At 72.7% G+C, this 13,545-nt stretch carries 13 protein-coding genes; 6 read left to right on the plus strand and 7 right to left on the minus strand.

Features of this window, described 5'->3' with window-relative positions:
• Positions 1-6 precede the first annotated feature (6 nt).
• On the plus strand, positions 7-423 hold the full coding sequence (locus tag WMF11_RS03320; RefSeq protein ID WP_437976385.1) for a YkgJ family cysteine cluster protein: 417 nt from the start codon (positions 7-9) through the stop codon (positions 421-423).
• A gap of 35 nt (positions 424-458) precedes the next feature.
• Here the strand turns inward: WMF11_RS03320 and WMF11_RS03325 are convergent, their stop codons facing one another.
• The 5 genes from WMF11_RS03325 to WMF11_RS03345 form a co-directional block, all read right to left on the minus strand.
• The gene (locus WMF11_RS03325) at positions 459-2,117 is read right to left on the minus strand and encodes a phytoene desaturase family protein (RefSeq protein ID WP_437976386.1); all 1,659 of its coding nucleotides are present in this window, start codon (positions 2,115-2,117) and stop codon (positions 459-461) included.
• A gap of 86 nt (positions 2,118-2,203) precedes the next feature.
• Complete coding sequence (locus WMF11_RS03330; RefSeq protein ID WP_437976387.1) at positions 2,204-2,668, minus strand: hypothetical protein; 465 nt, start codon at positions 2,666-2,668, stop codon at positions 2,204-2,206.
• A gap of 26 nt (positions 2,669-2,694) precedes the next feature.
• The gene (locus WMF11_RS03335) at positions 2,695-3,645 is read right to left on the minus strand and encodes an MlaE family lipid ABC transporter permease subunit (protein WP_437906952.1); all 951 of its coding nucleotides are present in this window, start codon (positions 3,643-3,645) and stop codon (positions 2,695-2,697) included.
• Positions 3,642-4,202 (minus strand): hypothetical protein, encoded by a 561-nt coding sequence (locus tag WMF11_RS03340; protein WP_437549412.1) that lies wholly within the window; start codon positions 4,200-4,202, stop codon positions 3,642-3,644. Before WMF11_RS03340 ends, WMF11_RS03335 begins: the two co-directional genes overlap by 4 nt.
• An 80-nt stretch (positions 4,203-4,282) precedes the next feature.
• Positions 4,283-5,059: a rhomboid family intramembrane serine protease gene (locus WMF11_RS03345; protein WP_437976388.1), complete on the minus strand. Its 777-nt coding sequence runs from the start codon at positions 5,057-5,059 to the stop codon at positions 4,283-4,285.
• A gap of 63 nt (positions 5,060-5,122) precedes the next feature.
• Between WMF11_RS03345 and cysS the strand changes: the two genes are divergently transcribed.
• The 4 genes from cysS to WMF11_RS03365 all read left to right on the plus strand — a co-directional run bounded on the left by cysS (position 5,123) and on the right by WMF11_RS03365 (position 10,594).
• The gene (gene cysS, locus WMF11_RS03350; protein ID WP_437976389.1) at positions 5,123-6,694 is read left to right on the plus strand and encodes a cysteine--tRNA ligase; all 1,572 of its coding nucleotides are present in this window, start codon (positions 5,123-5,125) and stop codon (positions 6,692-6,694) included.
• 158 nt (positions 6,695-6,852) lie between these two features.
• Positions 6,853-7,818, plus strand: coding sequence for a DnaJ C-terminal domain-containing protein (locus WMF11_RS03355; protein WP_437906955.1), 966 nt, complete (start codon positions 6,853-6,855; stop codon positions 7,816-7,818).
• A gap of 50 nt (positions 7,819-7,868) precedes the next feature.
• On the plus strand, positions 7,869-8,948 hold the full coding sequence (locus tag WMF11_RS03360) for an AgmX/PglI C-terminal domain-containing protein (protein WP_437976390.1): 1,080 nt from the start codon (positions 7,869-7,871) through the stop codon (positions 8,946-8,948).
• 200 nt (positions 8,949-9,148) lie between these two features.
• The gene (locus tag WMF11_RS03365; RefSeq protein ID WP_437976391.1) at positions 9,149-10,594 is read left to right on the plus strand and encodes a protein kinase domain-containing protein; all 1,446 of its coding nucleotides are present in this window, start codon (positions 9,149-9,151) and stop codon (positions 10,592-10,594) included.
• A 10-nt stretch (positions 10,595-10,604) separates the two neighbouring features.
• Here WMF11_RS03365 and WMF11_RS03370 read toward each other — a convergent pair whose 3' ends face one another.
• Positions 10,605-11,846 (minus strand): chorismate-binding protein, encoded by a 1,242-nt coding sequence (locus WMF11_RS03370; protein WP_437976392.1) that lies wholly within the window; start codon positions 11,844-11,846, stop codon positions 10,605-10,607.
• A gap of 65 nt (positions 11,847-11,911) precedes the next feature.
• Here WMF11_RS03370 and WMF11_RS03375 point away from each other — a divergent pair, with 65 nt between their 5' ends.
• Positions 11,912-12,649, plus strand: coding sequence for a TlpA family protein disulfide reductase (locus WMF11_RS03375; RefSeq protein ID WP_437976393.1), 738 nt, complete (start codon positions 11,912-11,914; stop codon positions 12,647-12,649).
• Positions 12,650-12,734: 85 nt separating this feature from the next.
• On the opposite strand, the gene WMF11_RS03380 is transcribed toward WMF11_RS03375, so the two are convergent.
• The gene (locus tag WMF11_RS03380; protein WP_012233257.1) at positions 12,735-13,343 is read right to left on the minus strand and encodes a response regulator; all 609 of its coding nucleotides are present in this window, start codon (positions 13,341-13,343) and stop codon (positions 12,735-12,737) included.
• Positions 13,344-13,545 lie beyond the last annotated feature (202 nt).

A 13,545-nucleotide genomic window follows, 5' to 3' on the forward strand; every position in this document is an offset into this window, starting at 1 on the left:
CGATCCATGACGACGACCCTCAAGGCCAAGCCCCGCGTCTCTTACGATTGCTCGAAGTGCCCGGCCTACTGCTGCTCCATCTACGAGCGGGTCGAGGTCACGCCGCGCGACCTGCGGCGGCTCGCCCGCCATTTCGGCCTCACGCTCGAGGCCGCGGAGGCGCGCTTCACGAAGCGCTACAACGACGAGCGCATCCTCCGGCGGCAGTCGGATCCGGTGCTCGGCCGGGTCTGCCGCTTCCTCGATCTCACGACCCGCGGCTGCACCATCTACGAGGCCCGGCCCGAGGTCTGCCGCGACTACCCGGGCAGGCCCCGGTGCGGCTATTACGACGTGCTCCAGTTCGAGCGGGAGACACAGGACGATCCCGACGTGATGCCGCTCGTGCAGATCACGTTCCGGTCCAGGGCGCCGGCCGGTTAGCGCTCGCTAGGGCGGCAGCGCGGCTCAAGCGCGGCTCACGTCCACTCGGGCACCTCGTCGCCCGTGTCCGCCTGCGCCGCCGCGCTCGGCTTCCTCCGCTCGTGCAGCCACTCCTCCGGCCGATCGGCGGGGTAGATCCGCAGCGAGCCGTCGGCCGGCCCGAGCAGATCCTCCGCGCGCGCCGCGCCCGTGATCCGCTGCGCGGCCATGAGGCCTGACATCGCGGCGCCTGCCACCCCGTGGCTCAGCGTGCTCGCCCCGCACTGGTACAGCCCCGGGATCCTCGTCCCGATGGAGAACGACAGCGGGCCGAGCTGCCACCTCGTCTTGGCGGTGCCGTAGGCGGCGCCGCGGTACGTGGCGCAGTAGAAGTCGTTGGTCAGCGGCGTCGCCACCGAGCGGAACACGAGCGCGCGCGAGATGCCTGGGATGACGTTCTCCGCCGCCGCGATCATCTGATCTCCGATCGACGCCTTGAACGCCTCGTACTCCGCCCCTCGCTCGCCCGTGCGGGTCTTCTCCCAGCGCGTGAAGGGGCCGTGGGGCACGAACGTGAACATCTCGATCGTGTGGTGGTCGCCCCGGGTCGGGTGGCCCGGGTCCTTCAGCGTCGTGATGGTCAGGAACAGCCCGTCCACCGCCCCGCGCGGCAGCTGGTGCTCCATGCGCTCGTAGAGGCGCCCCACGTCTCGCCCGCGGTACCACCAGTAGTTGCCCGAGTCGTAACCCATCGACCGGAGGTCCATGTCCACCGCGCAGAACACGCTGAGCAGGCTGACCGAGTACTCCATCCGCTGGACCTTGCGGCGCTCGCGGGCGGTCAGCTCGGGCGGCAGCAGCTCTCCATAGGTGATCGCCGGGTCCGCGTTCGAGACGACGCTCGCCGCGCGCAGGACCTCGCCCCCTTCCAGCTCGACGCCGGCCGCTCTCCCTTGCTCGACGAGGATGCGCTTCACCCGCGCGCGCGTCCGCACCTGCCCGCCGAGCCGGCGAAGGGCCCTGATCATCGCGAGCGGGATGCGCTTCGCGCCCCCGCGCGGGTAGTACCCGCCGTCCGTGTAATGGCAGACGATGCCCGCGTGGACCGGCAGCGCCACGCGCGACGGCGAGAGCCCGTGATCGCCCCCCTGCGCCGAAAGGAACGCGCGCAGCAGGGGATCACGGATCGTCGCGTCCAGCAGATCTTCCTGGGTGCGGAGGCCCCAGCGCACGAGGCTCGGCGCCTTGAACGGCGCGAGCAGCACCCTCGGGAACTCGAGCATCGCCTCGAGGCGCCCGAGATCGTCGTTGACCCCGCGCAGCACACGGAAATACCGCGCTATCCCCGCGGCCTCGTGCGGGAACCGCGCCGTGAGCCGGGCGATGAGCCGATCGAGGCCCTTGGGCACGTCGAGCCGCTCGTCGCCGATGATCAGGTGATCGAGCCCATCCGGGTTGAGCTCGCAGAACTCGAGATCTCCCGAGAGCCCGAGCCCCTCGTAGAGCCGCCGCACGGCGCCCCCCGGGCCGAGCCCGCCGATATAATGGACTCCCGGGCTGAACAGGTACCCATTCAACGAGAAGCTGTGCGTCCACCCGCCGGGCAGGTAGTGCTGCTCGACGACGAGCACCTTCTGTCCCGCGCGCGCCAGCGCGAGCGCCGCAGTGAGCCCGCCGGCGCCCGATCCGATCACGACGGTATCCGCGTGCCGCATGACGCTACCCCCCCGGACTACGATGCTCCAGGGACGTGGGCGGCTGCGCGCTTGTGCCCTCGATGGCCCCGCCGCTTGCCCGTCGCTTACCCGCCGTCTCGCTTGCCGGCGTCGGGCGGCGCCCCGGCGTCGGGCGGCGCCCTGTCCGCCTTCTCCATCGTCATGAGCGGCAGCGGGCAGACGACGGGCACGGCGCGCGCGGGGGTCTGCGCCGACTCGCGGAGGCAAGTCTTGCCGGTCAGGCGGAGGCGCTCGCCCACCTCGAGGTCGGGCGGGCACACGACCGCCTGGGACGCGGAGACGAGATCCCCGTCGATCCAGAAGAGCTCGCACCCGTCGTCCGTCCGGCGGAGGTGGTAGTGCCGCGTCGGCCGCCGCGGCGCCGGCGTGCCCTCCGGGAGCGCGGCGCCGCCGTCGCTCGCCTCCGCGACCCCGCCCTCCCTCCCGGCGTCCCCCTGGCAGGCGGTCACCCCGAACGGCACCCCGAACAGCACCCCGGCCAGCAGCGCCGGCAGGAGCCCGGCCAGCGTTCGCGGCGACGTCGGCGGCATCTGGGCGCCTCCCGGACCGCCCCTGCTCACCGGGTCGGGAAGAGCAGGATGGACATCTTGGTCAGGAAGAAGTCGGCGATCAGGATGGTGATCGACGTCACCACCACCGTGCGCGTGGTTGCGTGGCCGACGCCCTCCGTTCCGCCCCGCGTGATCAGCCCGAAGTGGCACCCGACGAGCGCGATGATCGCCCCGAAGAAGGGCGTCTTGTACATCCCGCTGAAGTAATCGTTGAACGTGACCGAGCCGAGCGCCGTCCTCAGGAAGAAGCCGGCGGGGATGCCGAACTCGGTCGCGCAGACCAGCATCGCCCCGCCGAAGCCCAGCACGAGCGCGAACGCGCCGAGCACGGGCATCACCACGATGCTCGCGAGCAGCCGCGGCAAGACGAGCTTCTTCAGCGGGCTGGCGCCGAGGGCGCGGATCGCGTCGATCTGCTCGGTGACGGCCATCGACCCGACCTCGGCCGCGATGCCGGCGCCGATGCGGCCGCCGACGATCACCGCCGTCAGCGTCGGCGCCAGCTCGCGCGAGAACGACAGGCCGATGATGCGGCCCGTGTACTCCATGCCGCCGAACTTCTGCAGGCCGATGGCGAACTGCACCGCCATGACCATCCCGACGAAGAGCGCCGTCACCGACGCGATGGCGGCCGAGCGGACGCCGAGCGCCTCCATCTGGTAGAGGGTCGAGCGGATCTCGAGCGGCCGCTCGAACATCGACCTGAGCGCCCCCCAGGTCATCCGCCCGAACTGCCCGAGGTGCTCGACGAACCCGACCGCGTTCTCGTTGATCCGGGCGAGCAGCGGGGGGAGCGGCGGAGGGGGCAGGCTGTTCGGCGCCAGGCTCTGCGGGGGCACGCTCGTCGGCTGCAGGCTCTGCGGGGGCACGCTGGTGGAGCCCCCGCCGGAGGAGGCGGCCGGCGGGCCGTTCGAGGCGGGCGGCGGCGCCACGGGCCGTTTGCGATCAGTCGTCATCGGTCATCGGTGCGCAGGGTCGAGAAGCCGCGGACCATCCGCGTGAACGCCGGCTCGCTTCCGGCGTAGCGGGCGGGATCGGCGATGAGGAGCATGTCGTACACGCAGCCGTTCTTCTTGAGCACCCAGATGTCGAAGACCTTCGGCACCCCGTCGAGCTTCGCCGACATGACGGTGTGCATCGCCTCGCGGCCGTCGAACGGCACGACCTCCTGCTTCAGCACCTCGCGCTCGGTGAAGTGCAGGAAGAGGTGGTTGGTCAGCGAGACGAGCGGGATGTCCTCCTCGTTCCGGCAGCGCCCGTTGAGGGCGATGGTCGCCCCGTTCGCGTCGTCGCGGTACGCCACGGCCGCGTCCGACACCTCGAGCCGCTCCCAGCTCGCCGGCGCCGGGGGTACGCGGAACGCCACGTCCGTGCCGCGGTAGACCGTTCCGTCGAACGACGGCCCTCCGCAGGCGGCGAGCGCGATCGCGACGGCGAGCAGCCAGGCTCGGGGGTCCGCTGCCTCGCCCGCAGAACCCGCGGCGGTGAGGCGCCTTCGAAGGGGTCGTCGCATCGCTGCGGGCCGACGCTATCACGCTTTTGCATCCTGGGCGAACCGCGAGCAGCCCGGCCGTTCCGGCGAGATCCTCGCCGTCACCAGGAGTCTCTTCGCCGCGGCGCGTCCCACGGCGGGGACCGGCGGGCAGCGGGGCGCCGGGGGGACGGGCGAAAGTGCTGCCAGCGCTCGTGCTCGCGCCGGGTGCGCCCTGTCATGAAGATGCGGACGAGGAAGAGCCCGGCGACGAACCCCCCGAGGTGCGCGAAGAACGCCACGCCGCCGCCGCGCACGCCGATGGAGCCGAGCCCGTTCAGCAGGTTCACCACGAAGTACTCGAGGATGACCAGCCACGCCGGGAGCTCCAGGAACAGCCCGAAGATGAACCACAGGAGGAAGATCGGGTTCAGCACCGTGATCGGCGATCGCGGGTAGAGCGACGCGTACGCGGCCAGCACGCCCGAGATCGCGCCCGAGGCGCCCACCATCGGGATCGTCGAGCCGGGATCGATGATGATCTGCGCGCCCGCGGCGGCGATCCCGGACAGCACATAGAAGGCCGCGTAGCGGGCGCTGCCCAGCGCGTCCTCGACGTTGTCGCCAAAGATCCAGAGGAACAGCATGTTCCCGCCGAGGTGGGCCCACCCCGTCGGATCGTGCAGGAACATGCTGCTGAAGACCGTCCACCACGCGTCGCTCGGCGCTTCCAGGAGCTGCTCGGGGACGAGGCCCCACGCCGAGAGCAGCCGGTCGGGCGGCAACCCGGCAGCGATCGTCGATCGCATCCAGAAGAAACCGAGGACGTTGAGCGCGATCAGCAGGTAGTTGACGACCGGCAGCTTGCGGGTCGGCAGTTGGTCACGGACGGGCAGCATCGTGACCACCTTAAGCACGCGGGCCCGTGACAGCATCCGCCCGCCTTGATAGACCCCCGGCCGATGTCCGTCCTGCGCCTCCACGACACGCTGACCCAGAAGCTCGCCCCGCTCGCCCCACGGCGGCCTGGCGAGGTCCGCATGTACTGCTGCGGCCCGACGACCTACGACGTCGCGCACGTGGGGCACGGCCGCGCCGCGCTCGCCCCGGATATCCTCGTCCGCCACCTGAGGGCGCGCGGCCTCCGCGTCGTCTACGTTCGAAACGTCACGGACGTCGACGACAAGATCCTGCAGCGGTCGGCCGAGTCCGGCGAGCCTCCCATGGACCTGTCGGCGCGGATGGCTCGCCTGTACCAGGACGACGTCGCCGCCCTCGGCTGTCTGACGCCCGACGTCGAGCCGAAGGTCTCGGAGCACATCCCGGAGGTCATCGCCCTCGTCGAGCGGCTGATCGAGCGAGGCGCGGCCTATGTCGTCGAGCGCCCCGGCGACGTTCGCGACGTTCGCGACGTGTATTACTCGGTCCGCAGCTTCCCCTCCTACGGCAAGCTCTCGAAGCGCAACCTCGACGAGCTGCGGGTCGGCGCGCGCGTCGGTCCGTGCGAGGACAAGCGCGATCCGCTCGACTTCGCGCTCTGGAAGGGGGTCGCCCCCGGCGGGTGGGGCTGGGACAGCCCGTGGGGCAAGGGGCGCCCCGGGTGGCACATCGAGTGCTCCGCCATGGCGGGCCGCTACCTCGGGGCCGGCTTCGACGTCCACTGCGGCGGCATGGATCTCGTCTTTCCCCATCACGAGAACGAGATCGCGCAGAGCGAGGCTGCCGATCCGGACGGCGCGCCGCTCGCCTCGATCTGGATCCACAACGGCTTCGTCAACGTCGACAAGGAGAAGATGGCGAAGTCGCTCGGCAACTTCGTCAAGCTCCGCGACGTCTACGCGCGCAACGACCCGGAGGCGCTCCGCTACTTCCTGCTCACGGTCCACTACCGGGGCCCGCTCGAGTTCGACACCCACAAGCGCGACGACGGCCGCGTCGTGTTCCCCGGCGTGGTCGAGGCCGAGCGCCGCGTCGACTACCTGTATGCGACGCTCGATCGACTGTCCGCGCTCGCCGGCCCGCCCGACGCCGGCGAGGGCGCCGCGCCGGAGCTGCCGGCGCGGCTCCCGAAGGGGTTCGCGGCGCTCGCCGCGCTCGCCGACGGCGCGCCGGGCCGCGCCGCCGCCGCGCTCGACGACGATCTCAACACCCCCGTCGTGCTCTCGATCATCGCCGAGGTCGCCAAGGCCGCCAACGAGCTCGCCGACGCCGCGCAGCGGCGGGGGAAGGACCAGGACGTCGCCCGCGCCGCCCCGCCGCTCGCGCGCCGCCTCCACGCGGCCCTGCGGTCCTTGCTCGACGTCCTCGGCCTGCTGCAGACGCCGTCTCCGGTCTACCAGGCCCGCACGCAGGAGCAGCGCCTCGGGCTCCTCGGCACGACCCGGCAGGCGATCGAGGCGAAGCTCGCCGAGCGCGCCGCGGCGCGCGCCGCGAAGGACTTCGCGCGGGGCGACGCCCTCCGGAAGGAGCTCGAGCGCGACGGCATCGAGGTTGCCGACTCTCCCACCGGTACGACATTCCGGGTGAGCGCCTGAGGCGCGCCGCGCCGCGCGCGTTCCACCGCTGACGCTCGTGCAGGCGGCTGCCCCCAGTGGACGAGGACCGACGGCAGATCTAGGTTTCGGCCCGATGAAGGCCCGCAGCGGTCCGCGCGGCTCGCACCTCCCGCGGACCAGAACGATGACGGACGACCATGGCTCGTGATCTCTACTCCGTGCTCGGCGTCTCGCGCGACGCGGACGAGGACAGCATCAAGAAGGCGTTCCGCAAGCTCGCGATGAAGTTCCACCCGGACAAGAGCCCGGGGAAGGCCAACGAGCAGAAGTTCAAGGAGATCAACCAGGCTCACGAGGTGCTGAGCGACAAGACGAAGCGCGCGCTCTACGACGAGTTCGGCGAGGAGAGCCTCTCGCAGAACTTCGATCCGGAGCGCGCCCGCGCCTATCGCCGCTACGCGAACGCGCGGGCCGGCGGCGGGGGCCGCGGCCCCGGCGGCTTCGACGTCCAGGAGATCTTCGGCAACGCCCAAGCCGGAGGCGACCTCAGCGACATCCTCGGCGACCTCTTTGGCCGTGGCCGCGCCGGCGCGGGGGGCGCGGGCCGCCGCCCGCAGCCGGCGCGCGGCCGCGGCGGCGACATCGAGCAGAACCTCACCATCGATTTCGTGTCGGCGGTGCGCGGCACGACGCTCCAGCTCCAGCGCGAGGGGGATCCCGAGCCGGTCACGGTGCGCGTCCCGCCCGGGGCCGCCGAGGGCAGCCGCCTGCGCATCCGCGGCCAGGGCGCGCCGGGCATGGGCGGCGGCGAGCCCGGCGATCTGCTGCTCAACATCCACGTCACGCCGCACCCGTTCTTCAAGCGCGAGGGCGACGACCTCCACCTCGACGTCCCCGTCACCCTGGGCGAGGCCTATCGGGGCGAGAAGATCCGCATCCCCACGCCCGACGGCGAGGTGACGCTCAAGATCCCGGCGCGCACCCAGACCGGCCAGGTGATGCGGCTGCGCGGCAAGGGCATCGCCCGCAAGGCGAAGGAGCCCGGGGATCTCTACGTGAAGTTCGTGGTGCACGTCCCCACCGTCGACGACCCCGAGGTCGCGAAGGCGATCGACGCGCTCGAGGGCAAGGTGGAGGCGCCGCGCGGCGATCTCCGGTTCTGAGCGCGGCCTCGCGGTGCGGCGCGGGCCGCGCGTACGGTCCGCTCCTCGCCGTGGCCATCGCGCTCGCCGCGTGCGCCTCGCCGGCGCCGCCGCGCCCAGCCTCGCGCGCCGCCGGCCTCTCCGCCGCGGCCGCCGCCCAGCCAGGGCGTCCGCCCCGGCGAGTGGACGCCCTGGCGCCTGCCGCCTCCTCCACTGAGCCGCGCGCCCTGGCCGCGCCTCCGGCGGTCTCGCCTGCGGCGCCGGGCGCCTCCCTCGGGGACCCGTCCGCGGCGGCCGCCGAGGGCGACGCGCGAGGCGCCTCGCAGGGGCCCTCGATCGCGATCGATCCGCCCTACAAGCTCGGCCGCCACCTCGTCCCTCGCGGCCAGGCCGAGGTGGCGGAGCAGAATCGCTGGAACGCCGGGGGCAGGGGGGATCCCCCCGCGCCGCCGCCTCCGACCGAGGGGCACCCGCTGCCGAGGATCATCGTGGACATCGACCACGTGAAGGGTCCGCTCAAGGCGAGCGAGGTGCAGCGCATCGCCCGGCGGCACCTCTGGATCCACGTCTACTCGTGCTACCGCCTGCGCGCGTACCGGGACCCGACGCTGCACGGCAAGACCACGGTGCGGCTCACGGTGAGCCGCGCCGGCAAGGTCACGGGGGCGCGCGCCACCTCGTCCACGCTCTCCGCGCCGGACGTCGTCTCGTGCCTCACCGCGCGCGCCCGGTCGCTCCCGCTCCCCAGGGCCAAGGCCGGCTCGACGGTCACGGCCACGCTGCAGGTCTATCCGGGCGACGAGCCGGTCGAGCCTCCGCCGTCCGTCCTCGCTCCTGGCCCGGGCGAGCTCCCGCCGGACGCGATCTCCGCGGCCCTGGCCGAGGCCTTGCCCGCGTGGCGGAGCTGCTACGAAGAGGCCCTCGCGGGCGCGCCGGCGCTCTGGGGCCGCCTCGCGATCCGCTTCCACGTGACCGACAGCGGCGCCGTCGACGAGGCCTTCGAGGCCGAGTCGCGCTTCCCGGACGAACGGCTCACCCGCTGCGTGCTCCGGCGCGCGCGAGCGCTCACGTTCCCGGCGCCGGAGGGCGGCGACCTGCGCTTCGTCGTACCGCTCCGGTTTTCGCCCGACCCGCAGCCCTCAGCACCCTAGTTCCGCCCCAACCGGGACAGGCTCCTTGTGCTCCACGCTACGACTCGCCTCTTCCCGCGCGCTGCGGGCGGTGCGAACGCTCCCGCCGCCTGCACGGTCGAGGCGGTCGCACAGGCAAACCGTGCAGCGACCCGCAACGCCAAATTGCGCCGCATGGCGTATGTGCAACTTTACGGTGGGGGAGGAGGCTCAGGTAACCCATGGATATCTCACCGGGCACCATCGTTGGGGGGAAGTATCTGCTGGAGAGGCAGCTCGCGCGTCCGTTCGCGCGGATCGCGCGCGACCGCGGCTCGGTCTGGGCCGCGCGCGAGCTCCAGCTGGGCGTTCGCGTCGCCCTGAAGCTCTTCGACCCCGACGCCGGCGCCACGGGGGAGATCCTCTGGCTCGACCGCTGGGTCCGCGCCGCCGCCGAGCTCTCGTCGCGGCACGTCGTGAGCGTGCGCGATCACGGCACCGAGGATGGCGTGGTCTACCTGGCGATGGACCTGCTCTCCGGCGAGGATCTCGCGGCGCGCCTCGTCCGGCGCGGCCGGCTCTCGCTGGACGAGGCCGCGCGCGTCGCGGCGCAGGCCGGCGACGCCCTGCAGGCCGCCCACGCGGCGGGCCTCCTTCACCAGGGCCTCCGGCCGGAGAGCCTCTTCCTCGCGCTGGAGGGCGACGAGGAGGTCGTGAAGGTGCTCGACTTCGGCCTCCCGAGGGCGGTCGCGCCACGGCTCGTCGGCGAGATCGCGGCAGAGATCAGCGCGGGCGCGCTCCACTACCTCAGCCCGGAACAGATCCGTGCGGAGCGGACCCTCGACGCGCAGACCGATCTCTGGTCGCTGGCCGCGATCCTGTTTCGCGCGGTGACCGGTCACCTCCCGTTCCCCGGCGACATCGCCAGCGTCGTCGCCTCGAAGATCCTGCTCGCGCCGGTGCCCATCGCGACGCGGCTCGCGCCGAGGCTGCCTGCCGCGCTGGACGGCTTCTTCGAGAAGGCGTTCGCGCGCGACCGGGCCCGGCGTTTCCGCTCGGTCGAGGAGATGGTGTCGTCGCTCGCTCGCATCGCGGAGCACGCGCCGCCTCCCTCCTCTGGCCTCCAGCGCCCGCCCCTGTCGGCGCGCGCTTCCGGGATCGCCTCGGTGCGGGCGCCGGTCGCGGCGTTCGCGCAGGGGAACGCGGCGGCCCCTCGCGCCATCATGGGGCCGGAGGCCGGCTCCGAGCCGCCGACCGCGAGCCGCACGACGCCGCCGGACACGCTGCTCGGCGCGGAGAGCGCCAACGTGCTGCGCGGTCTCGCGGCGCCTGCGCGCCTGGGCTGGCTCCTCCCCGCCGGCCTCGTCGCGCTGATGGGCGTCGCGACGTTCGTGACCCTCACGCGGCCCGAGCGCCCGAGGCCCGCGATGGCCGCGACCGGCGCCAGGGCGGCCGTGCTCACGGCGGTGCTCGCCGCCGGCAAGGCGCAGGCGGCGCGCGCCGCAGCGCTCGAGGCGATCGCCTCGCCGCCGGCTCGGCCGGCGCTTCCCGAGCCTCCTCAGCGCGGCGCCCGCGCGGCGGCAACCGCGCCCCAGGCCACCGCTTCGTCGCGGCTCGCGCGGCCAGGCACCGCCACGGGGGCGGCCCCCACGGGCGCGCGCGTGCGCCAGAGCCTGCTGCACGACTGAGCGCTGCGCGCTACGCGCTCCGGACCGCGTCGTCGTCAGCGGCCTTCTCGGCGGCGGCCCTCTTCTCCGCGGCCGCGTCGCTCGCCTTGCGCGCCTCCTGCGCCGCGCGGATCGCCGACAGCGCCGCGCGCGCGTCGCCGCGCGTCCGTTCCGACGCCGCGCGCGGGTCGCTCCCGTTCCCGATGCGTGCGCCGGTCATCGTCTCGAAGTAGCCCGACTCGACCCAGACGGCGCCGAGCGTGTGCGCCATCTCCGCGCCCTCCGGCCCGAAGTACCCGACCGAGCCGCCGTAGATCTGGCGCGGGCCGACCTCGAGGCGGCGGCTGACGCCGCTCGCATGCGCCGCCGGCGCGCCGACCGCGCTGCCGCGCGCGAAGGCGGCGCGCAGCGCCTCGACGGGCGACGCGTCGCCCGCGCTCGGCCCCGCCGATGGATCGCGCTCGACGCGGACGAGCGTCTCGCCCGACGCGCCTGCCACGGTGAGCCCCGGCGCGAACGGCGACTCCGCGAAGTCGAGGAAGTAGAGGTGGGTCGACGGCGCGAGCACCCGCAGCGCCCGGTACACGTCGAACGGATCCGCGCCGCGCAGCGGGGCTCGGAACCTGCGGGCGAGCACGACCTCCTTCGCCTCGCCGGCCGCGACGCGCTCGTGCGCGGCGGCCACCTTCGCGGCGAAGTCCTCGTCGGCCACCGGCGTCTCCACGTGCTCTGGCAGGGCGTGCGGATCGAGCGCGGGGAGGCTCATCTGCTCTGGCCCGTGCGACAGCTCCCAGGCGCATCGGCTCACGGCGCCTTGCGACTGGCCGGCGATCGTCATGGTCTGCGCAACGCTGTCGAACACGACGACGGTCGCGTCCTTCATGACCCGTCCGAGGTAGGCCTCGTCGGGCCACGGCTCGACGCCGAGGAGCAGGTGCACCGCATCGTACGCGAGGAAGCCGACCCAGGCCTGACAGACGCGGGCCGCCAGGTCGCGCGCCGTGCCCTGTGCGTCCGGCGCATTCCGCGTGTCCGCGGCCGAGGCTTGCGCGAGCCCGTCCGCGAGCGTCGCGAACGGGTCGAACCCGCTCGGGAGGAGGGTCTCGGCGCGCGCCCTGTAACCGAGGATCGCGTAGCGGCCCCAGCGCTCGCCGGGCAGGGCGGACTCCAGCATGAACGACGACCGGCCCGGCGACTGGGCGCGGAGCGCGGCGTAGGCGCGGACCGGCGTGACGTGATCGGCCGGCAGGGTGCGGGTCACGACGGAGCTCATCGCGGCCCAGCCTACACGACGTTGCGCCGCGCGGAGAAGGCGGGCAAGGTACCTCGAAGGACGCGGTGCGAAGCGCGAACGCCCTCTCTTCGGCCCTCGGTTTGACTGCCCGCGGCGGCTGGCTGACTGCCTGCGGCGGCTGGCTGGTCGCCTTTGGCAGCCTTGCGGCTGCCTGCGGCGGTGCGCAGCCCGCCCCGGAGGGCGCGCGCACCACGGTCGTCTCGCTGCGGAAGATCGACTGCGAGGCGTGCGGCGCCGAGCTCGTCGCGGATCTCCGCGAGCGCCCGGGCGTCTATTCGGCCGCCTTCGACAGGCGCCGCGCCGAGATCTCCGTCACCGCGTCGCGGTCGTTCGACGTCGCGGGGACGGTGAAGCGGCTCGCCGCCGACGAGGGGTTCGAGGCGGTGCTCGGCGCCGGCCAGGGGCAGTACCTCGGCTGGGCGACGTTCCCAGAGGGCGCGGACGCCCGGACGATCGAGGATGGCGGCGCGGACATCCCCGACCTCGGCGCCCAGATCGTCCCGGGCAAGGTCACGGTCATCGACTTCGTGGCGGCCTGGTGCATGCCCTGCCGCAAGCTGGACGCGCACATGGTCACGGTGCTCGAGGCCCGCAAGGACGTCGCGTACCGCAAGCTCGACATCGTCGACTGGGACAGCCCGCTCGCCCGGCGGTACCTGAAGGAGATCTCGAAGCTGCCGTACGTGATCGTCTTCGACACGTCGGGCGCGCGGGTCGAGGCGATCGCCGGCCTCGCGCTCGACGAGCTCGACGCGGCGATCGAGCGCGGCGCGCGGCGCTGAGCCGGCGCTGGGCCCGGGCGCGCGCGCGTCCACGCTGTCCACGCTGGGCGCGCGGCGGGCCAGGCGTCGCCGATCGGCGAGCGGATCAGTAGTGGCCGAAGAGGTCCTGGATGCGCGACTCGAGCGCGACCGCGATCTTGTAGAGCGACGAGATGGACGCCGACGACTCGGCGCGCTCGATCTGCGACAGCAGCGACACGCTGAGCCCCGTGCGGCGCGCCATCTGCTTCAGCGTGAGGTCCTTGTCCTTGCGGAGGTTCCTGATCGTGTCGCCGATGACGCGGTGGAGCTGCTCCTCGGGCGTGCGCGCGAGGCCCTTCTTGCGCATGACGCGGGCGAGCACCTCGCGGAACTCGTCCACGTTGAACGGCTTCTTGATGTAATCGACCGCGTCGAGCTTCATAGACGCGACGGCGCTCTCGAGGTTGGGGAAGCCGGTGAAGATGACGACGGCGATGTCGTTGTCGACCTTGCGGATGCGCTTGAGCACCTCGATGCCGTCGAGCTTCGGCATCATCAGGTCGAGGATGATGAGGTGATAGCCGCCCGTGCGCACCTCTTCCTCCACGGTCGTGGGGTCGCCCAGCGTCTTGACCTGGTACCCGTCGCGCTCGAGAAGCGTCTGCATGTAGTCACAGATCGCGCGGTCGTCGTCGACGATCAGAATGCGTACAGCGGGAAGCTCAATTGCCACCTGTTCCTCCTCTCACGTCACGACCGCCGGAGCCGGCCGGTCGCCCTGGTCCGTTCTGGAAGGGGCCGCCCGTGCGGTCCCCTGCTCAAGTTGCGCGAGCAGGGGGCGAGGCCCTCACCGGCGCACCAGACGCCTCGCTCTCTGCTTCCTTTCGGCAACATCGGGATTCCAGTGACACTTTAACACGGCCTGAGCAAGTTAG

It is taken from the genome of Sorangium sp. So ce295, assembly GCF_051527405.1.
Taxonomy (GTDB): Bacteria; Myxococcota_A; Polyangia; order Polyangiales; family Polyangiaceae; genus Sorangium; species Sorangium cellulosum_B.

Bases quoted from the DNA above. Each gene is read 5' to 3' on its own strand.
- WMF11_RS03320 (WP_437976385.1), top strand. From the start codon at position 7: ATGACGACGACCCTCAAGGCCAAGCCCCGCGTCTCTTACGATTGCTCG.
- WMF11_RS03325 (WP_437976386.1), bottom strand. From the start codon at position 2,117: ATGCGGCACGCGGATACCGTCGTGATCGGATCGGGCGCCGGCGGGCTC.
- WMF11_RS03330 (WP_437976387.1), bottom strand. From the start codon at position 2,668: ATGCCGCCGACGTCGCCGCGAACGCTGGCCGGGCTCCTGCCGGCGCTG.
- WMF11_RS03335 (WP_437906952.1), bottom strand. From the start codon at position 3,645: ATGACGACTGATCGCAAACGGCCCGTGGCGCCGCCGCCCGCCTCGAAC.
- WMF11_RS03340 (WP_437549412.1), bottom strand. From the start codon at position 4,202: ATGCGACGACCCCTTCGAAGGCGCCTCACCGCCGCGGGTTCTGCGGGC.
- WMF11_RS03345 (WP_437976388.1), bottom strand. From the start codon at position 5,059: ATGCTGCCCGTCCGTGACCAACTGCCGACCCGCAAGCTGCCGGTCGTC.
- cysS (WP_437976389.1), top strand. From the start codon at position 5,123: ATGTCCGTCCTGCGCCTCCACGACACGCTGACCCAGAAGCTCGCCCCG.
- WMF11_RS03355 (WP_437906955.1), top strand. From the start codon at position 6,853: ATGGCTCGTGATCTCTACTCCGTGCTCGGCGTCTCGCGCGACGCGGAC.
- WMF11_RS03365 (WP_437976391.1), top strand. From the start codon at position 9,149: ATGGATATCTCACCGGGCACCATCGTTGGGGGGAAGTATCTGCTGGAG.
- WMF11_RS03370 (WP_437976392.1), bottom strand. From the start codon at position 11,846: ATGAGCTCCGTCGTGACCCGCACCCTGCCGGCCGATCACGTCACGCCG.